The organism is Methylobacterium radiodurans (genome assembly GCF_003173735.1).
GTDB classification, from domain to species: domain Bacteria; phylum Pseudomonadota; class Alphaproteobacteria; order Rhizobiales; family Beijerinckiaceae; genus Methylobacterium; species Methylobacterium radiodurans.
Map to the genome: position 1 here is coordinate 5,144,132 of NZ_CP029551.1, position 18,579 is coordinate 5,162,710.

At 71.7% G+C, this 18,579-nt stretch carries 12 protein-coding genes; 5 read left to right on the forward strand and 7 right to left on the reverse strand.

The window, feature by feature from the left end; translation table 11 throughout:
- The first annotated feature begins 11 nt into the window (after nt 1-11).
- The 3 genes from DK427_RS24130 (at nt 12) to DK427_RS24140 (ending at nt 4,354) form a co-directional block, all read left to right on the forward strand.
- Nucleotides 12-1,496: a capsular polysaccharide export protein, LipB/KpsS family gene (locus DK427_RS24130; RefSeq protein ID WP_109953594.1), complete on the forward strand. Its 1,485-nt coding sequence runs from the start codon at nt 12-14 to the stop codon at nt 1,494-1,496.
- A complete protein-coding gene (locus tag DK427_RS24135) occupies nt 1,493-2,983 on the forward strand; it encodes an LTA synthase family protein (RefSeq protein WP_109953595.1) in 1,491 nt (496 codons plus the stop codon). Before DK427_RS24130 ends, DK427_RS24135 begins: the two co-directional genes overlap by 4 nt.
- A gap of 180 nt (nt 2,984-3,163) precedes the next feature.
- Nucleotides 3,164-4,354, forward strand: coding sequence for a polysaccharide biosynthesis/export family protein (locus DK427_RS24140; protein WP_109953596.1), 1,191 nt, complete (start codon nt 3,164-3,166; stop codon nt 4,352-4,354).
- A gap of 41 nt (nt 4,355-4,395) precedes the next feature.
- Here DK427_RS24140 and DK427_RS24145 read toward each other — a convergent pair whose 3' ends face one another.
- From DK427_RS24145 to ribH, 6 genes are all read right to left on the reverse strand, one after another.
- Entirely contained in the window at nt 4,396-5,082 is a 687-nt protein-coding gene (locus tag DK427_RS24145) for an HAD hydrolase-like protein (RefSeq protein WP_204165233.1), read from the reverse strand.
- Between the two features lie 84 nt (nt 5,083-5,166).
- Nucleotides 5,167-6,255: an alkene reductase gene (locus DK427_RS24150; protein ID WP_109953597.1), complete on the reverse strand. Its 1,089-nt coding sequence runs from the start codon at nt 6,253-6,255 to the stop codon at nt 5,167-5,169.
- A 134-nt stretch (nt 6,256-6,389) separates the two neighbouring features.
- Nucleotides 6,390-8,534 (reverse strand): sodium-translocating pyrophosphatase, encoded by a 2,145-nt coding sequence (locus tag DK427_RS24155; RefSeq protein ID WP_109953598.1) that lies wholly within the window; start codon nt 8,532-8,534, stop codon nt 6,390-6,392.
- A gap of 476 nt (nt 8,535-9,010) precedes the next feature.
- Entirely contained in the window at nt 9,011-10,006 is a 996-nt protein-coding gene (gene thiL / locus DK427_RS24160; RefSeq protein ID WP_109953599.1) for a thiamine-phosphate kinase, read from the reverse strand.
- Nucleotides 10,003-10,413 (reverse strand): transcription antitermination factor NusB, encoded by a 411-nt coding sequence (gene nusB, locus DK427_RS24165; RefSeq protein ID WP_245931105.1) that lies wholly within the window; start codon nt 10,411-10,413, stop codon nt 10,003-10,005. Before nusB ends, thiL begins: the two co-directional genes overlap by 4 nt.
- Nucleotides 10,414-10,477: 64 nt before the next feature.
- Nucleotides 10,478-10,966: a 6,7-dimethyl-8-ribityllumazine synthase gene (gene ribH, locus DK427_RS24170; protein ID WP_109953601.1), complete on the reverse strand. Its 489-nt coding sequence runs from the start codon at nt 10,964-10,966 to the stop codon at nt 10,478-10,480.
- Nucleotides 10,967-11,160: 194 nt separating this feature from the next.
- On the opposite strand from ribH, the gene DK427_RS24175 reads away from it, so the two are divergent.
- On the forward strand, nt 11,161-12,567 hold the full coding sequence (locus tag DK427_RS24175; protein WP_245930701.1) for an ATP-binding protein: 1,407 nt from the start codon (nt 11,161-11,163) through the stop codon (nt 12,565-12,567).
- Nucleotides 12,568-12,691: 124 nt separating this feature from the next.
- Here DK427_RS24175 and DK427_RS24180 read toward each other — a convergent pair whose 3' ends face one another.
- Nucleotides 12,692-14,560 (reverse strand): DEAD/DEAH box helicase, encoded by a 1,869-nt coding sequence (locus DK427_RS24180; protein WP_109953602.1) that lies wholly within the window; start codon nt 14,558-14,560, stop codon nt 12,692-12,694.
- A 575-nt stretch (nt 14,561-15,135) separates the two neighbouring features.
- Between DK427_RS24180 and DK427_RS24185 the strand changes: the two genes are divergently transcribed.
- On the forward strand, nt 15,136-18,525 hold the full coding sequence (locus DK427_RS24185) for an ATP-binding protein (RefSeq protein WP_109953603.1): 3,390 nt from the start codon (nt 15,136-15,138) through the stop codon (nt 18,523-18,525).
- The last annotated feature ends 54 nt before the right edge of the window (nt 18,526-18,579 follow it).

Below are 18,579 nucleotides of genomic sequence, written 5' to 3' on the forward strand. Positions count from 1 at the left end.
GGGCGGAGGACATGGCCGCCGCATCGACTGACTTCTTCGCCATCGGACCGACGATCCACCTCCTTCGCGCCGAGATCGAGGCGGCGACCGGCGGCACCTGCGTCCGGTTCGGGCGGCCCAGCGCGCTGGCCGCCGTGTGGGGTGGCGGCTCGCTGTCCGCCAGAATGGTCGGGAGATTCGGGCTGAACGTGCTCGTGGTCGGGCCCGGCCCGTTGCTGAGTCCCTACGACACCCCCGCGACCGGCCTCGCCTCGCTGCGCATCCGGCATCCGGAGGGCGAGCGGGTGCACCATTTCGATCCCTGGACGCGGCGTCCGGTCTCGCCCGAGGACTGCGCCGAGAAGGTCGCGTGGCTGGCCGCCCGCTTCGCCGAGAACCACCGGCGCGTCGTCTATGTCGGCATCTCGAAGTGGAAGCGCCCGGCGCTCGACGTCTTCGCCGCCGGGCCCGCAGGGCCGCCGATCCACACCATGAATGCGGCGGATGCGGTCGCGGCCGGACGGCGCCACGGTGGTCAGGTGCAGGCCTGGGCGACCCGGGCGCCGGAGGCTCTGGAAGCGGCCTGCGCCGAGGCCGGGCTGCCGCTCGCCCGGATCGAGGACGGCTTCCTGCGCTCGGTCGGGCTCGGCGCGAGCCTGCGGCCGGGCGCCTCGATCGTCGTGGACGATGCCGGCATCTACTACGATCCCCGCCGCGACAGCCGGCTCGCTTTGATCCTGAAGACGGCGGAGTTCCCCGCGCCGCTGGTCGCCCGGGCGCGGCGCCTGCGCGAAGAGGTCGTGGCGCGGCGCCTCAGCAAGTACAATGTCGGGCTCGATGCCGGCACGGCCGATTGGCCCAGCGATCGCCGTGTCGTGCTGGTGCCGGGGCAGGTCGAGGACGACGCCTCGGTGCAGTACGGCTCGCCGAATGTGCGCTCGAACCGGGCCCTGCTGGCGGCCGCGCGCGCGCGCAACCCCGACGCCTTCCTGCTCTACAAGCCTCATCCCGACGTCGAAGCCGGTTTCCGGCCCGGCGCGATCCCGGAGGCGGAGGCACTAGCGCTCGCCGACCGGGTCGTCTCCGGGATCAGCATCGTGGACCTGCTCGACCGCGTGCAGCACGTCGAGACCATGACCTCGCTCGCCGGTTTCGAGGCGCTGATCCGCGGGCTCACCGTGGCGACGCACGGACGCCCGTTCTACTCGGGCTGGGGCCTCAGCGAGGATCTCGCACCCGGGGCCGACAGGGGCCGGCGCCTCGCACTCGACGAGCTCGTCGCCGGGGCGCTCATCCTCTACCCGCGCTATCTCGACCCTGTGGCGATGAAGCCCTGCGAGCCGGAGCAGCTCCTCGACCGGCTCAGCGCCGCCCGCGAGACGGCGCCGCGCAGCGCGCTCGCCCTCTCCCGCCTCGCGCACCTGACCATGCGGGCGCGCTACGGGCTGCTCAACCCGATCGTCCGGCTCCTGCGCGCCCGCCGGGGCATCCGCCAGGGCCAGGGACCGGACGCATGAGCTTGCTCACGGGCTTCCTCGCGCCCATGGCCTGCGCCCTCGCGCTCTCCTCCGCGATCGAGGCCTGGGGTGGCGCCGCGCGAGCGCCCTTCGGTCGGCGCCCGGGCGACATCGTCCTGCGGCTCGGCGCCTACGCGTTGCTCACCCTGTTCTGGTTCAGCTTCTCCTGGCGCCCCTGGCTGGCTGCCAGCAGCACCGTGACCACCGTCGCGGCGCTCGTGCTGATCAGCCGGGCCAAGCGGGCGGTGATCGGCGAGCCGCTGGTCTTCAGCGATTTCGCCCTGCTGCCGCAGGTGCCGCGCCACCCCCAGCTCTACTACATCCCGCCTGTGACGAGCCCGCGCGTCGCCGGTCCGGCCCTCGTCGCCGTCGCGGGTGTCGGGCTCTGGTACTGGTTGGAGCCGAGCCTGCTGCCCGCCAGCCTGTGGCTGAGCCTCGCCGCGATCCTGGCGTTGCCGCTCGCCCTGCTGGCGCTCGCCGCCGCGGCGGCGCGGGGCCCCCTCGCCCGGGCTCTCGCCCAGCGCTTCCCGAGGCCGGACCTCGATTCGGACATCGCCCGCATCGGCCTGCCGGCGACGCTCATGGCCTACGCGCTGCGCCGCCGCGCCGAGCCCGCCCGCGCCGCGATGCCGGCCGGGGCGGCTGCGCCTGGTGATCCGGTAGTGATCGTCATCCAACTCGAATCGTTCATCGATCCAGAGCGGCTGGGCGGCCCGCCGCTGCCCGCCCTGGAGCTGATCCGGTCCCGCGCGGCCGAGTACGGCCGCCTGCGCGTGCCGGCGCACGGCGCCTACACGATGCGCAGTGAGCACGCCGTCCTCACCGGCTCCGAACCGTCCGACCTCGGCTTCGGCGTCTACGACCCCTATCTCGCGAATGGCGGCGAAGAGCCGGAAAGCCTGCCCCGACGCGCCGCGGCGAACGGCTACGAGACGCTCTTCGTCCACCCCTTCCACCGCGACTTCTTCCAGCGCGCCCGGGTGATGCAGCGTTTCGGCTTCCGCCGCCTCGTGATGGGCGAGGACTTCGCCGACGCGCAGCGCGTCGGACCCTACGTAAGCGACGTGGCGCTCGGCCGGCGCATCCTCGCGGAGGTGCGGGCGCGGCGCGGGCCGCTCTTCCTGTTCAGCGTGACCATGGAGAATCACGGGCCCTGGAAACCCGGCCGGCTGCCGGGGGTGGACGACCCGCTGGCGCAGTACCTCCACCACGTCGCCAATACGGGCCGGATGGTCGAGGAACTCGTCGCAGGTCTCGCGGACGAGCGGGCGACGCTCTGCGTGTTCGGGGATCACGCCCCTGCCCTGCCGACCTGCCGGCCCGGCTTCGGCGAGACGAGCACCGACTACGCCCTGTTCCGGTTCGGCGGCCCGGCCTCCGAGCCGAGGCGGATCGACCGCACGGCCGACGCCCTAGGCCGTCACCTGCGAGCCACGCTTCACACCGATCCGACGCCGCCCTCCGCGTCGAGCCCCGCTCAAGCGTGACCGTGCCACTCTGGTGACGTAATGCAGGCCGATGCCGACACTCGGCGACATGACTGGCAACGCTCGGACTGACGCCGTGTGGCTGAACGCTCCGTTAAAGCGATATCGGCCATGTGGGAGCAACGTTCGATGCCAGACCGACGGCCGGCCCGTGGCCGGGGACCCGGATGGGAGTGTGTAATGGTGCGTAAAGCAGCGCTCGCCGCGCTGACGGCCGGCCTCGTGGCTGGATCCTCCGGCTTCCTGGCCGGCTGCTCGGTCCTGCCCGCGGCGGGACCGACCGCGCGCGCGGTCGTGGCCGGCGCGGAGGTCGAGACGTCGGACGGACTGTTTGCGCGCTACGAGATCATCGACATCACGCCCGCCGTGGTCGAGGCGCTGCGCACCCGCCCGCTCGACAGCCTGCTCGCCTCCTTCGGCGACCACCGCCCCTCGGTCGAGCCGGTCATCGGCGTGGGCGACAGCGTCGCCGTCTCGATCTGGGAGGCCGGCTCCGGCGGCCTGTTCTCCGGCCCGCTCGTCGCCGACCGCTTCTCCGCCGGATCCAAGTCCGCGCTGATCCCCGAGCAGACCGTCACCCGCGACGGCGCCATCTCGGTGCCCTATGCCGGCCGCATCCAGGTGCTCGGCCGCCGGCCCCAGGACGTGCAGGCGCTCATCGAGAACGAACTCGCCGGCAAGGCCATCCAGCCCCAGGTGCTGGTCACCGTCGCCAAGCCGGTCTCGCAGGCCGTCACCGTCACCGGCGAGGGCGCGGCGGGCGCCCGCATCCCGCTCTCCACCCGCGGCGACCGCCTGCTCGACATCATCGCCACCGCCGGCGGCGTGCGCTCGGCCGTCAACGAGACCTTCGTGCGCCTCTCGCGCGGGCAGACCACCGCCACCGTGCCGCTGACCACGATCGTCTCGAACCCGCGCGAGAACATCTACCTGCGCCCGGGCGACACGCTCACCCTCGTGCGCGATCCGCAGACCTTCCTGGCAGTGGGCGCGCTCGGCAGCGCCACCGAGGTCCCGTTCGGCGCCGACGGCATCACCCTGGCGCAGGCGCTGGCCAAGTCGCGCGGCCTGTCCGACTTCCAGGCGGACCCGGAAGGCACCTTCGTGTTCCGCTTCGAGCCGGCCGCCGTGGTGCGCAAGCTCAATCCAGGCTCGCGGCTGCTCGCCACGCCGCTGGTGCCGGTGGTCTACCGGATCAACATGCGCGACCCCAACAGCCTGTTCACCACCCAGGCCTTCCGCATGCGCAACCGCGACCTGATCTACGTCTCCAACGCACCCTTCACCGAGCTGCAGAAGGTGCTGGGCGTCTTCTCAACCGTCACCGGGCCAGTCTCCTCCGCCGCCGCCATCTACGCGTACTCGAGATAGGCGCCGCGTTGCTCCGGCCGTGCTCGACGGCCGGAGCGAACTCAGCCGGCGATAACAGAACGGCTGGCGATAGCGGCCCGGATTTCCGCTGGCCGCATGAACAGCAGATCCGGCCCGGCGGCACGGAGCGCCTCGGCCGTGGTGTAGCCCCAGCCGACAGCCCCGAAGGCGCAGCCGACCGCGCGGGCAGCCTCCAGGTCGCGCAGCTCGTCGCCGATGCAGAGGGTTTCCGCGGCCGCCACGCCCGCGCGCCGCAGGAGCTTGCGCAGCCGCCCGGCCTTGCCGAACACCGAGGCGCCGCAGGCATAGTGCGCGACGCGGCCCGCACTCTCGGGGCCCAGCACGCGCTCGACGTTAGCCCGGCTGTTCGAGCTGAGCACGGCCAGCGCCCGCCCGTCCGCCGCGAGAGCGGCCAGCATCTCCGGAACGCCCGGGAACGGGCGGATCGCCGCGATGTCCCGGGCCATCAGGGCGTGCATGTGTCGGCTGATCAGCGGCAGCTTCCAGAGCGGCACATCGAGGTGCCGCACGATTGCCGCCGCGCTCATGCCGCGCAGCGTGTCGGCCTCCTCGGGCAGGACCCGGCGGAAGCCGTAACAGTCCGCGACACCGTCGAGGACGCCGCAGAACCAGTCGAAGCTGTCGGCGAGCGTCCCGTCGAAGTCGAGGACGACGAGGTGCCAGCGGCCCGGCGGGGCCGCGCGGGTCGGGATTGAGCTTGGCGTCACGGCGGGTGCGAGATTTCGGGCGGCGCGCACCTTGAAGCACGCGCCACCCCGCCGGCCAAGCTCAAGCTGACGTCTCGGGGTGCCTCAGGCCGCCTTCTGGGTAAGCGTCGGATAGTCGACGTAGCCCTCCGGCCCTTGGCTGTACCAGGTCTTGGCGTCGTCCTTCTGGAGCGGCGCGTCCGCAGCGATGCGGGCGGGCAGGTCCGGATTGGCGATGAAGGTGCGGCCGAAGGCGATCGCGTCGCAGACGCCCGAATCGAGCGCGGCCTGCCCGCTGCGGCCGTCGTAGTCGGAGTTCAGGATCAGCGGGTTGCGGAAGCGCTCTCGAATCACAGGCGCGACGGGCGGCACGTCGGCCTTGCCGAAGGTGCCGTTCGGACCCGGCTCGCGCATTTCCAGGAAGGCGATGCCGATCTGGTCGAGGGCCGCGGCCGCGGCACCGAACAGGGCGTGCGGGTCGGATTCGTTGACGCCCTGAATCTCGCCGTTCGGCGAGAGGCGCACGCCGGTGCGGTCGGCGCCCGCGACCTTGGCGACGGCCTCCGTCACCTCGCGCAGGAGACGGATCCGGTTCTCAATCGGGCCGCCATAGGCGTCGGTGCGCCGGTTCGGGCCATCGCGCAGGAACTCGTCGATCAGGTAGCCGTTCGCCGCGTGGATCTGCACGCCGTCGAAGCCGGCCGCCAGCGCGTTGCGGGTGGCGCGCTCGTAGTCGGCGAGCAGGCGCGGGATCTCGTCGATCTCCAACGCACGCGCCTCCGCGTAGGGCTTCTTGCCGGCGTAGGTGTGGGCCTGATCCGGCGCCGTGGTGGCGGAGGACGAGACCGGCTTCTCGCCGCCGAGAAAGTCCGGATGGACCAGACGGCCCATATGCCAGAGCTGGCAGACGATGCGCCCACCCTGGTCGTGCACCGCCTTCACTACCGGCTTCCAGGCCTCCGCCTGCTCATCGGACCAGATGCCCGGTGCGAAGGGCCAGCCAAGCCCCTCCTGGCTGATGCCGGTCGCCTCCGTGAGGATCAGGCCTGCGCTTCCTCGCTGGGCATAATACTCGGCCATCAGCGGGGTCGGGACATGCGCCCGGTCGGCGCGCCCGCGGGTCAGCGGGGCCATGAAGATGCGGTTCGGCGCCTCGATGGCACCGATGCGAATCGGGTCGAGCAGTGAGGGCATTCTAATCCCGTGCGTGAGCTGCGATCTGCAGATGATCGTTCACATGGGCGATCGATCCGGCACGGCCAGTGCGGCACCGCACACGGGTCGGGCCGGCCCAGGGGCCGGCCCGCCTGCTCCGTCGATGGTGCAGCTCAGCTATGCGCCAGCACGGCCAGCAGCAGTAGAGCGATGATGTTGGTGATCTTGATCGCCGGGTTCACGGCGGGTCCGGCCGTGTCCTTGTAGGGGTCGCCGACCGTGTCGCCTGTCACCGCCGCCTTGTGTGCGTCCGAGCCCTTGCCACCGTGGTGGCCGTCCTCGATGTACTTCTTGGCATTGTCCCAGGCGCCGCCGCCCGAGGTCATCGAGACCGCGACGTAGAGGCCGGTGATGATGACGCCGAGGAGCATCGCGCCCACCGTGGCGAAAGCCTGCGAGCGTCCGGCGATCGCCTGGATCACGAAGAACAGCACCACCGGCGAGAGCACCGGCAGCAGCGAGGGCACGATCATCTCGCGGATCGCTGCACGGGTCAGCATGTCGACGGCGCGGCCGTAATCGGGCCGGTCGGTCCCCTGCATGATGCCGGGCTTCTCGCGGAACTGCCGCCGCACCTCCTCGACCACCGCGCCGGCCGCGCGGCCGACCGCCGTCATGGCGATGCCGCCGAACAGGTAGGGGATCAGACCGCCGAGCAGCAGGCCCACCACGACGTAGGGATTCGAGAGCGAGAAATCGACGACCACGCCCTTGAAGAAGCGGTACTGCGTGTCGCTGGCATTGGCGATGAAGTAGTTCAGGTCCGAGGTGTAGGCCGCGAACAGGACCAGCGCGCCGAGGCCGGCCGAGCCGATGGCGTAGCCCTTGGTCACCGCTTTCGTCGTATTGCCGACCGCGTCGAGGGCGTCGGTCGACTTGCGCACGTCCGGCGGCAAGCCCGCCATCTCGGCGATGCCGCCCGCGTTGTCGGTGACCGGCCCGAAGGCGTCGAGCGCCACGATGAAGCCCGCGAGCGCCAGCATCGCGGTCACCGCGATGGCGATGCCGAAGAGGCCCGCCAGCGCGTAGGTGGCGATGATGCCGGCCACGATGACGATGGCTGGCAACGCGGTCGATTCAAGCGAGATCGCCAGACCCTGAATCACGTTGGTGCCGTGACCGGTGACGGACGCGTCGGCGATCGACTTCACCGGCCGGAAGTTCGTGCCGGTGTAGTACTCGGTGATCACCACGATCAGCGCCGTGATCACGAGGCCGATCACCGCGCAGCCGAACAAGCCGGCCGAGGTGAAGCTCTGCCCGGTCGAGGTGGTGAAGCGCGTCGAGAAGCCGCCCAGGAGCGTGAAGTTCACGATCGCGATGGCCGCGACCGAGAGGACGCCCGCGGTGATCAGGCCCTTGTAGAGCGCGCCCATGATCGACTGGTTCGAGCCGAGCCGCACCGCATAGGTGCCGGCGATCGACGTGATGATGCAGGCCGCACCGATGGCGAGGGGATAGAGCATCATGGCCTCAAGCACCGCGCCGCCGCTGCCCGTCGGCCCGGAGAAGAAGATCGCGGCGAGCACCATGGTGGCGACGACGGTCACCGCGTAGGTCTCGAACAGGTCGGCCGCCATGCCGGCGCAGTCGCCGACATTGTCGCCCACGTTGTCGGCGATGGTGGCGGGGTTGCGCGGATCGTCCTCGGGAATGCCGGCCTCGACCTTGCCGACGAGATCGCCGCCGACATCGGCACCCTTGGTGAAGATGCCGCCGCCGAGACGCGCGAAGATCGAGATCAGCGAGGCGCCGAAGCCGAGCGCCACCAGCGCATCGATCACCTCGCGGCTGGAGGGCGCGAGCCCCGCCCCGCGGGTCAGGTAGAGATAGTAGAGCGCGACGCCCAGCAGCGCGAGGCCGGCCACCAGCATGCCGGTGACGGCGCCCGACTTGAACGCCACCTCCAAGCCGCCGCCGAGCGAGGTCGAGGCCGCCTGCGCGGTGCGGACGTTGGCACGCACCGAGACGTTCATGCCGATGAACCCTGCGACGCCCGAGAGCACCGCGCCGATCAGGAACCCGACCGCCACCTTGATCCCCAGGAAGACGGCGAGCACCACGAAGAGCACGATTCCGACGACGCCGATCGTCGCGTATTGCCGCCGCAGATAGGCCTGAGCGCCCTCCGCGATGGCGCCCGCGATCTCCTGCATCCGCTGGGTGCCGGGATCGCGCTTCATGACGTCGGTGATCGTGACGATTCCGTAGGCGACGGCGCAGAGCCCGCCCAGGATGATCAGCAGCAATGGTGTCATTCTACCGTCCTTGAATTCGATGCCTGGCGTGGGCTTGTGATCGTGGAGCTTGGCCGGGTCCGGCCACGGGACGTGTGCTCTGGACGTGTTTCGGGGACGTTCGCTGCAGTACGGGCATTCCTTCCCAGAGATGCCCGCCATGCTTGCCAAACTTCGCGGCACAGAGCAAACTGACTTTTGGCAGATAACACATGACTTTGCTGCGCTGCGTCGAGCAGACGGGCGGTCTTTTGCGCTGCGAAAGCTTGGATCTATTCGCAACCGTCTGAGGAGAGCCGAGACCGGCCTCCCTGCCTCTCGGCTCAGGCACGTTGATCGCGGAGGGCGGGACGGCCCGCGCGTCGGTGACCTGCGGCGACCTGTGAGAGCGTCCCCCCTCACCCGGAATCTGCCTCCCCCGTGGAGGCGGCGGTCTCAAGTGGGTGCCGGTGTGATCCCGAAGGGGCCGCCCGTCTCGGGCGGCCCCAGGTTCGGACTCAGAAGTGGCTGAAGGACCCGCGCGGGAAGCGGCGCTCGGCCCCGTCCGGTCCGCGAAACACCGGCGCGCCCTCCCCCGCGGCGACGGTGCCGATCGAGGTAACCGGCACCCCGGCCGCCGCGGCCTGCGCCCGGAAGGCGTCGAGATCGTCGGGCGCCACCGTGCAGAGAATCTCGTAATCGTCCCCGCCGGTCAGCGCCGGCTCCATGAGGGCCGGCTCCAGCCGGATCGCGGCGCAGGCCGCCGCCGAGAGCGGCACGGCCGCGGTCTCGATCCTGCCCATCAGCCCCGGCAGCATCTTGGCGAGGTCGCCGGCCAGTCCGTCCGAGACGTCCATGGCGGCGGTGGCGAAGCGCCGGATCGCGGAGGCCAGAGCCAGACGGGGACGCGGATGCAGGTAGCGGTCGGCGAGGTGCGCCCGGTCCTCGGGCCGGAGCGCGCGGGCCCAAGCCGTCTTCGATTCGAGGCGCAGCCGGAGGCCGATGGCCGCGTCGCCGATCGTGCCGCTGACGCAGATCAGGTCACCGGCCCGGGCTGTGCCGCGCCGGACGATGCCGCCCGCCGGCACCTCGCCGAAGGCGGTGACGCTGATCAGCGTTGGCCCCGCCGCCCGCACGGTGTCCCCGCCGAGAAGCGGGCAGCCATGCAGCGCCGCGGCCTCGCCGAGACCGCGCGCGAAGGCGGCAAGCCAGTCCTCCGTCCAGTCGGGGGCGAGCGCCAGGGTCAGCAGGAAGCCGCGCGGGGCGGCGCCCTTGGCGGCAAGGTCCGAGAGGTTGACGCCGAGCGCCTTGGCGGCGACCGAGGCCGGCGGGTCGTCGGGGAAGTAGTGCACGCCAGCCACCACGGCGTCGACCGTGACGACGAGATCGTGGCCGGGGGTGGGCGAGAGGCTCGCGGCGTCGTCCCGCAGGCCGTCCGCGCCGGGACCCGCCAGCGGCGCGAAATGGCGCGCGATCAGCCCCTCCTCGGAGAGGCGGGGGCCGTCCCCGCTCACCCGCGCTTCTGCTGGGCCAGTTCGTCGGCCCGGGTCTGGCGGGCGATCCGGTCGAGCACCGCGTTGACGAGGCCGGGCTCGTCGCCGGTGTAGAAGCTGTGGGCCACGTCCACGTACTGCGAGATCGCGGCGCGGGCGGGCACGTCGCGGCGGAACATCAGCTCGTAGGTGCCGGCGCGCAGGATCGCGCGCAGCACCGCCTCGATCCGGCGGAGCGGCCAGCCCTGCGTCAGCGCCTGGTCGATCTGCGGATCGATGGCGCGCTGCTCCTCCACCGCGCCGCGCAGCAAGTCGCGGAAGAAGGCGGTCTCGGCCGGCGGATGGGCGACCCCGTCGATCTCGCGGCCGATCCAGTGGGCCTCGAACTCCGCCAGCGCGTCGAGCACGCCCTTGCCGGAGATGTCCATGTCGTAGAGGGCCTGCACCACGGCGAGCCGCGCGCCGGCGCGCCCTTCAATCTTCGTCACGGCCTCACTCTCCCTCGGCGGCGCGTTTCAGGGCGAGGACGGCGAGCGCGGCCTCGGCCGCGCCGCCGCCCTTGTTCATCTCGGAGACCCGGGCGCGGGCCCAGGCCTGCGCGTCGTTCTCGACCGTCAGGATGCCGTTGCCCAGCGGCAGCCCGCGGGTGATCGACAGGTCCATCAGCCCGCGCGAGCTCTCGCCCGCCACGATATCGTAGTGCCCGGTCTCGCCGCGGATGACGCAGCCGAGGGCCACGACGGCGTCGTAGGGCCGCCCGCGCCGCTCGGCCACGTCGAGCAGGATCGCGGCGGTCGCCGGGATCTCCAGCGCGCCCGGCACGGTGACGACCGTCGCCTCCGCCTCCGCCGCCGCGATCGCCTGGGTGGCCCCCGCCAGCAACGCGTCCGCGAGGTCGTCGTAGAAGCGCGCCTCGATCACGAGGACCCGCGCGCCCGGGATCTTGGTGGGGGCCGTAGCCGCCCGGCTGTGTGCAACCATGTCGCCTGGACCCGAAGCGGTGAGATGGGGCGTGAGCGCCGCGCCGTCACCGGCGGCCCGCGCCGGTGTTCGGGGCCGCGAGCGTTAGACCGAAGCGTGCGCCGCGACAAGCGCGGCGCCCGTTCCGCCGCCTTCCTTGGTCGCGCCGCCGCGCGGTGCCATAAGGGCAACCTCACCGGGCCGACCCCACGCCGATGGACGGGACAGAGACCACGCACCTCGCCGAGCCGCACCGTCCCCCTCGGGTCACGGCGCCGCTCGCCGCCCTGCGCACCGCTTGGAAGCGGATCGCGCGGGCGATCGGCGATGCCCTGCCGAAGGGCCTCTACGCGCGCTCGCTGATCATCATCATCGCGCCCGTGGTGCTGCTGCAATCGGTGATCGCCTACACCTTCATGGAGCGCCACTGGCAGCTCGTGACGAAGCGCCTGTCCTCGGCGGTCACCTCCGACATCGCGGCACTCATCGACATCTACGAGAGCTACCCGCAGGACAAGGACGCCGAGACGCTCGCGCGGATCGCGGGCGAGCGCCTGAGCCTCGACCTCGACATCCTCAAGGGGGCCAGGATCCCGCCCGCCGGACCGCGCCCGTTCTTCTCCATCCTCGACGAGGCCCTGTCGGACGAGATCAAGCGGCAGATCGGGCGCCCCTTCTGGATCGACACGGTGGGGCGCTCGAACCTCATCGAGATCCGCGTGGCGATCCCCGAGGGGGTGATGCGGATCACCGCGCGGCGCAGCCAGGCCTACGCCTCGAACTCGCACATCTTCCTGGTCTGGATGGGCGGCTCCTCGATGGTGCTGCTCGGCGTCGCGATCCTGTTCCTGCGCAACCAGATCAAGCCAATCCTCAGGCTCGCGGCGGTGGCGGAGGGCTTCGGCAAGGGCCGCGAGATCGAGTTCCGGCCCCGCGGCGCGCGCGAGGTCCGGCAGGCCGGCCACGCCTTCATCGAGATGAAGCGGCGCATCGAGCGGGCAATGGAGCAGCGCACCACGATGCTCAACGGGGTGAGCCACGACCTGCGCACCATCATCACGCGCTTCCGGCTCTCGCTGGCGCTGATCGAGCAGACGCCCGAGATCGACGACCTGCAGCGGGACGTGGACGAGATGAGCCGGATGCTGGAGGGCTATCTCGCCTTCGCCCGGGGCGATTCGGCGGAAGCGGCGGCACCGACCGACATGCGGGCGATGCTTGAGGATCTGCGCACCGACCTTGAGCGGCTCGGCGCCCACGTTGACCGGGTGGATCTCGACGGGCCGCCGACCGCGACGGTGCGGCCCGACGCCTTCCGGCGCTGCCTGTTCAACCTCGCGGCCAACGCCGCCCGCTACGGCGAGACGGTGGCGATCTCAGGCAGGCGCGAGGGGCGCAGCTTCCTGGTCTCCATCGACGACGACGGGCCCGGTATCCCGCCGGAGAGCCGCGAGGAGGTGTTCAAGCCCTTCGTGCGGCTGGACGACGCGCGCCAGGACGCGGGCGGTTCGGGGCTCGGCCTCGCCATCGCGCGGGACATCGCCCGGGCGCATGGCGGCGACGTCTCGCTCCACGACAGCCCGCTGGGCGGCCTACGGGCGACGGTGCGGGTGCCGGCCTGAGCGGACCAAATGCCCCGAGAGGCGCGGGTCCCGGCGCTCATGGTGGGGGACAGGAGGTTGCAGAACGGCACGCAGTGCCGATCGGGCTTCGACGACGCGCTCCTATCCAAGGAGGCGATATCCCTCACCCCTCCGCCCGGCGACCTGCCGGGGACCAGCCGCGGCGGCGCTGTCGGACCGACCAGGCGTAACGGGCATCCCCGTCGAGCAGGTGGGCGTGGTCGGAGAGCCGGTTGCGCTCCAGCCAAGCCAGGGCGGCCTCCAATTCCGCGAGCGTCATGGAGGCGCGGTCCTTGCCGGTCACCCGTTTCAGGACGGCGTTGTATCGGTGGGCTAGGTTGCCGCCGCGGGGCGCGCGCCAAGCCGCCTCGTCCTCGACCGCCTGCGCCACGACTTGGGCGGCGAGGCGCTGGCGCAGGGCGCGCTCCGTCAGGGAAGGCGGCCCCTGCGGTGCGGGCGCGGCCTGCCGGACGGGCGCGTCCGGCGCCGGGGTGCGGGGGCGCAGCATGGCATAGCGGATGCCGAGGGCGTTGCTCTCCAGCGGGGTGATGCCGCGCGGCGTGTCATCACGCCAGCGCACAGGCTCCGGCGTCACGGCGGTGAGGCGCGGCGTCTCGCGCGGGCGCGGGGCGCTGCCCTGCTCGGTCTCCAGCTCCGCCCGGAACTTCGCGAAGAGCGGGTCGTCGGGGTGAAAGACCAGCGCCTGCTGGCTCTCGTAGGCGCCCGCATTCGGATCGACGCGCGTGGCGCGGGCCAGCATCTGCTCCAGCCAGGGCCGGGATCGGATATGAGTGAGGGCCGCCACCACAGCGACCTCGGGCGCGTCGAGGCCCTCGTAGGCCATCGCCACGGTCACGAGGATGGCGGGTTCGGGCAGCAGCCGAAAGGCCGCGAGCGCCGCGTGGGCGTCCTGCGCCGAGGAGGTGGCGATCCGCACGTCCCGCTCGGCCTGGTCGGCCGGCATCCAGCCCTGGATCATCGCCTGGTAGCGCCGGGCACTCTCCTGGTCGGGGGCGACCACCAGGAGCTTACCGAGGCCGAGCGCCGGCTCGGACGGCCCCAGGCCGCGCTCGGCTCGGCGCCGGGCCCGGAGTCGGCGGGTGGCGTGGAAGGCCTCGCCGAGGAGGTCGCGGGCGAAGCCCGTGCGCAGCGCCGTGAACAGTGCCGGCCGCGTGGTGACGCGCACACCTCCGCCGATCCGGTGCGGGCCGACCCGGGGGGCGGCGCCCGCCGCCTGCCCCGCTTCCAGCCAGCTCGCCTCGCCGTCGAGAGCGCCGAAATTCACCGGGAGCACCGCGCGCTCGGCGAGCGCCTGCACCCGTGAGTAGCCGATGACCGCCAGGCCCGGCGCTTCGAGGTCGACCTCCGGCCCGCTGCCCGCGCGCGCCGGGCGATAGGGAAGCCCGAGGATGCGGCGCCCGTCGGCCCGGTCCAGGGTGCCGGAGAGGAAGAGGCGCAGGGTCGCGGCCCGGAACAACGGCAGCATGGCCCGGCTCCAGGCGCCGGCCTCGGCCTCCGCGTCGGTGTGGTCTCCGTCCCCGCCGCGGGCGGCGTTCGGCACGGGCAGATGGTGGACCTCGTCCACCACGAGCAGCGTGCGGTGCGCCCGCGCCTCTGCGAGGTGGAGGGCCGGCGCGGCGGCGACCGCCTGATAGGTCGTGACGTAACCGCCGAGACCTCGCGCCGGGTCCGGCTCGTTGTCGGCGGCGCGCACGCTGAGATCGTGCCGGAGGCTCGCGCGCCAGGTCGGGTCGGCGAAGGCCTCCTCCGCCTGGAGGCGGAGCGAATCGCGCGGCACGACCCAGACGACGCGGTCGATCCGACCTGCCGCGATCAGTTCGGCTGCGGCGATCACCGGCAGCAGCGACTTGCCGCCACCGGGCGTGACGGCGGCCAGGACGTCGCTGACACCCGTCGCCTCGCCGCGGGCGATGGCCGCGACGAGCGCCTGAAGGGCGCGCTGGTGCGAACGGAGCGGACGGGACGTGCTCACGGGCCGGCGGGCGGCGTGTGGATCATGTGGGCACCGTGGCGGATGGCGCACGCTTTGTGAATCCCGGCGACAACGACGCGGCTGTGCATAAATCAACGCCGCGATCGTCCGAGGCGGTTGACTCGGGAAGCGGCAGCTCGCGGGCCCCCGTCGATGGCGCGGCCGCATCCTCCCCCCGCCGCGGGCATGGGCATCACAAAAAGGTGCGCAAGCGTCGCGCTTACCCGCGATTAAAGGCTTTGCGCGACTGTACGCGGCAAGGAGCCGATCCGGGACGAGCACTGAACCGGAAGATTTCGACTGATTTTCAGCGCGGCGATTCGCGCACCTCTCACCCGATCCGAACCTGCAGGATCCGGATCGCGCTGATCATATCGCTGGACCGGGCTTCGATGCTGTAATCCAGAGATCTCATCCGCACGCGAGCGCTTACTGCGTACCGCGAGGGCGCCCTGGCCCGGCCGGCGGGCGCGAGACGTCAACCGAGCTATTCCCATGCATCCTGCGAGCGGCGAGCCGATGAGCATCCGGAGACCTGCCGCGGGTGTCGCGCCGCCGTGCGATCGAGACGCCTGATGGTCAGGCTTTCTCGACAGGCGGCGGTGCCTGCCGCGGGCTCGCGGGACCGGGGCACGGACCGGCTGCAGGGGCTCGTCCTCGCGGTCGGGCTCGTCCTCGTCAGCCTCGTGTGGGGCGGGCTGCTCTACCACCTGCACCTGCGCGAGACCGCGGTGCGCGAGCAGGTCCATCACGACGTCGCGAACCTGTCCATCGGCGTCGAGAAGCACGTCGAGCGCCTGCTGGTCGGCGTCGATCAGGTCATGCGCTTCATCGCCGACGACTTCACGCGCGATCCGGACGGTTTCGACTTCGCCGCGTGGCTGCAACGCTCGACCTCTCTTCAGGGCGTCGCGCATCAGATCTCACTGTTTGACCGGAACGGCGAACTCGTCGCGTCGCGGACGCCCCGGGTGCCGGGCATGCCGCGCTTCAATGTCCGCGACCGCGATTACTTCCTCGCCCTGCAGGCCAGCGCGGAGCGCGGCCTCTATATCGACCGCACCCTGCTGGGGCGCATCACCGGCCGCCACGTGATGCAGACCGCGCGCCGACTCAACGACCGCGACGGCGGCTTCGCGGGCGTGATCGTGACCTCGATCAGCCCGGACTACCTGACGGACCAGTTCCGGGCCGTCGATGTTGGGGAGAAGGGCAGCATCGCGCTCATCGGGCAGGATGGCGGCCTGCGCGCGCGGGCCCCGCAGGTCCCGGGCATGTACGAGATCAACACGCGCGACCTCGCCCAGAGGGGCGATCTCTTCGACCAGCTGGCGGAGCGCGAGGCCGGCACATTCGATTTCACGAGCCCCTACGACGGCGTGCGCCGAGCCTACGGATACCGCAGGGTCGGCGCGCTCCCGCTGGTCGTGAACGTCGGCAAGTCGCTGGAGGAGACCATGGCGCCGCTCGTCGCCGAGCGCCGCCGGGCGTATCTCGCCGGGGCCGGCGTCACGCTGGCGCTCTGCCTCACGCTGCTCGCCCTCGCGCGCGGTCTCGAGAAGGCGCGGCGGCAGGGCAGCACACTCGCCGTGAAGGAAGCGGCCGCGAGCGCTGCCGAGGCGAAGGCGCGTGAGGCCAACCGACTGCTCACCCTGGCGGTGCAGATCGCGCATATCGGCCACTGGCGCATCGATCTGCCCGGCAACGGTCTGTTCTGGTCCGAGGAGGTCTTCGCGATCCACGGCCGGAAGCCGGAAGCGGGCGAGCCGCCGCTCGATGAGGCCATCGCCTGCTATCATCCGGACGACCGGGAGGAGGTCGCGCGCTGCATCGCGGCGGCTATTGAGACGGGCGCGAGCTTCGCCCTCTCGGCCCGCATCGTCCACGCCGAGGACGGGCAGCGCGACGTCGTGTGCAGGGGCCTGTGCGAAACGGATGCCGCCGGCACCACCACAGCGGTCTTCGGCACGATCATGGACGTGACCGAGTTGCGCCGGACCGAGCGCGCCGCGATCGAGAGCGAGGCGCGCTTCCGCCTGCTGGCCGAGAACACGAGCGAGCTGATCATGCTCGGTCACGACGACGGGCGCCGATCCTACATCTCGCCGGCTTCCGAGCGCCTGCTCGGCCTCACGCCGGACGAACTCGCCGCCCTGTCCCTGCGGGACTACGTGCACCCGGACGACCTCCCGAGGCTGTTCGCGGCGACGCGCAGCCTCTCGCGGGATGCCCGCGACGAGGCGAGCCTCGAGTACCGCGCGCGGCACAAAGAGCGGGGCTGGGTCTGGGTCGAGGGGATTTTCCGGCGCATTCCCGGGGCGGGGCCCGACGCACCCACGATCGTGGCGAGCTTCCGGGACATCTCGGAGCGGCGCGAACAGGCCCGAGCCCTTGAGGAGGCGAAGCTCTCGGCCGAGCGAGCGAGCGCGGCGAAAACGGATTTCCTGGCCGCGATGAGCCACGAGATCCGCACGCCGCTCAACGGCGTCATCGGCTACGCCGACCTGCTCCTGGAAGAGCGCGGATTGCCCGAGCCGGCCCGGCAGCACGTGCGGCGCATCCGGGCGGCCGGTTCGGCCCTTCTCACAGTCGTCAACGACATCCTCGACTTCTCGCGCATCGAGGCCGGGGCCATCGAGCTCCACCCCGAAACGTTCGACCTGCCCCGGCTGATCGACGGAGCCGCCGCGATGGTTGGCGTCGTCGCCGAGCAGAAGGGGCTCGCCCTCGCCGTGGAGATGGAGGCCGGCCTGCCCGCCCTCGTGGTCGGAGACCAGGGGCGGCTGCGACAGGTCCTGCTCAACCTGCTCAACAACGCCGTGAAGTTCACCCGCGCCGGCACGGTAACGCTCGCGGTCCGGCGCGCGGGCGGCGGTCTCTCGGACGACTGCCTGCGCTTCTCGGTCCAGGATACCGGCATCGGCATCCCGAAGGCCAAGCAGCATCGCCTGTTCGAGCGGTTCAGCCAGGTCGACGGGACCATTCAGCGGGATTTCGGCGGGAGCGGCCTGGGTCTGGCGATCTGCAAGCGGCTGGTCGACCTCATGGGCGGCGAGGTCGGCTTCAGCTCTGAGGACGGGCTCGGTTCGACCTTCTGGTTCACGCTGCCCCTGCCGCAGGCCGCGGTCCAGCCGAGGCTCTCCGCGGCACCCGATCCCGCCGCCGCGCGTAAACGGGGGCACCTGCTGCTCGTGGAGGATGTCGAGATCAACCAGGAACTGGCGCGCGCCGTCCTGGAGGCCGCCGGCCATGCGGTGGACATCGTGAGCGACGGCGCGGCCGCTGTCACGGCCGTCGATGAGGGCCGGTACGACCTCGTGCTGATGGACGTGCAGATGCCGGGCATGGACGGGATGACGGCCACGCGCCTGATCCGCAGCCTGGGGACGTCCGGCGCGCGCCTGCCGATCATCGCCATGACGGCCAATGTCCTGCCGGACCAAGTTCGGATGTTCCACGAGGCCGGCATGGACGACCATGTCGGCAAGCCGTTCAACCGGTCCGAGCTCTACGCCATGATCGATCGGTGGCTGCCCGGGGGCGCCGCGGCCGGGCCGGTCGAGGGCCCTGCCCGAGCCGAGCACCAGGACACCTTCGACGAGGCGGCCTACGGCGCCATCGTCAAGGGGGTCGGAGAGGCCCGCGCCGCCGCGCTCCTCGCGACCCTGGTGCAGGAACTGCGGGCAAGCTTCTCCGCCTCGGCCGCGACGGCCAAGGGGCGGGACGAGCTGCGCTTCGAGGCGCACAGCCTCATCTCGCCCGCAGGCTCGCTCGGCTTCACGGCGATGGAGGCCGATTGCCGGGCTCTGGAAGCCTGCACCGAGGCGGATGTGAACCGAGTGGGGCAGCACGCGTTCGTCGGCCTGCTCGACCAGGTCCGGACACGTGCCGCATCGACGGCGCAGGAAGCCGAAAGGCGCCTTCGGGCCGAACCCCACGACGCGACTGCGCGGATTCACGCCTGAGCCGATCGGCGCGGGCGATACCGGAGCCGACCGCGGGAAGCGGCCGGCTCCGGT

Excerpts from the sequence above, each read along its gene's own strand:
- DK427_RS24130 (WP_109953594.1), top strand. The coding sequence starts at position 12 with ATGGCCGCCGCATCGACTGACTTCTTCGCCATCGGACCGACGATCCAC.
- DK427_RS24155 (WP_109953598.1), bottom strand. The coding sequence starts at position 8,534 with ATGACACCATTGCTGCTGATCATCCTGGGCGGGCTCTGCGCCGTCGCC.
- nusB (WP_245931105.1), bottom strand. The coding sequence starts at position 10,413 with ATGGACATCTCCGGCAAGGGCGTGCTCGACGCGCTGGCGGAGTTCGAG.
- DK427_RS24140 (WP_109953596.1), top strand. The coding sequence starts at position 3,164 with ATGGTGCGTAAAGCAGCGCTCGCCGCGCTGACGGCCGGCCTCGTGGCT.
- DK427_RS24150 (WP_109953597.1), bottom strand. The coding sequence starts at position 6,255 with ATGCCCTCACTGCTCGACCCGATTCGCATCGGTGCCATCGAGGCGCCG.
- DK427_RS24185 (WP_109953603.1), top strand. The coding sequence starts at position 15,136 with ATGGTCAGGCTTTCTCGACAGGCGGCGGTGCCTGCCGCGGGCTCGCGG.
- DK427_RS24175 (WP_245930701.1), top strand. The coding sequence starts at position 11,161 with ATGGACGGGACAGAGACCACGCACCTCGCCGAGCCGCACCGTCCCCCT.
- ribH (WP_109953601.1), bottom strand. The coding sequence starts at position 10,966 with ATGGTTGCACACAGCCGGGCGGCTACGGCCCCCACCAAGATCCCGGGC.
- DK427_RS24135 (WP_109953595.1), top strand. The coding sequence starts at position 1,493 with ATGAGCTTGCTCACGGGCTTCCTCGCGCCCATGGCCTGCGCCCTCGCG.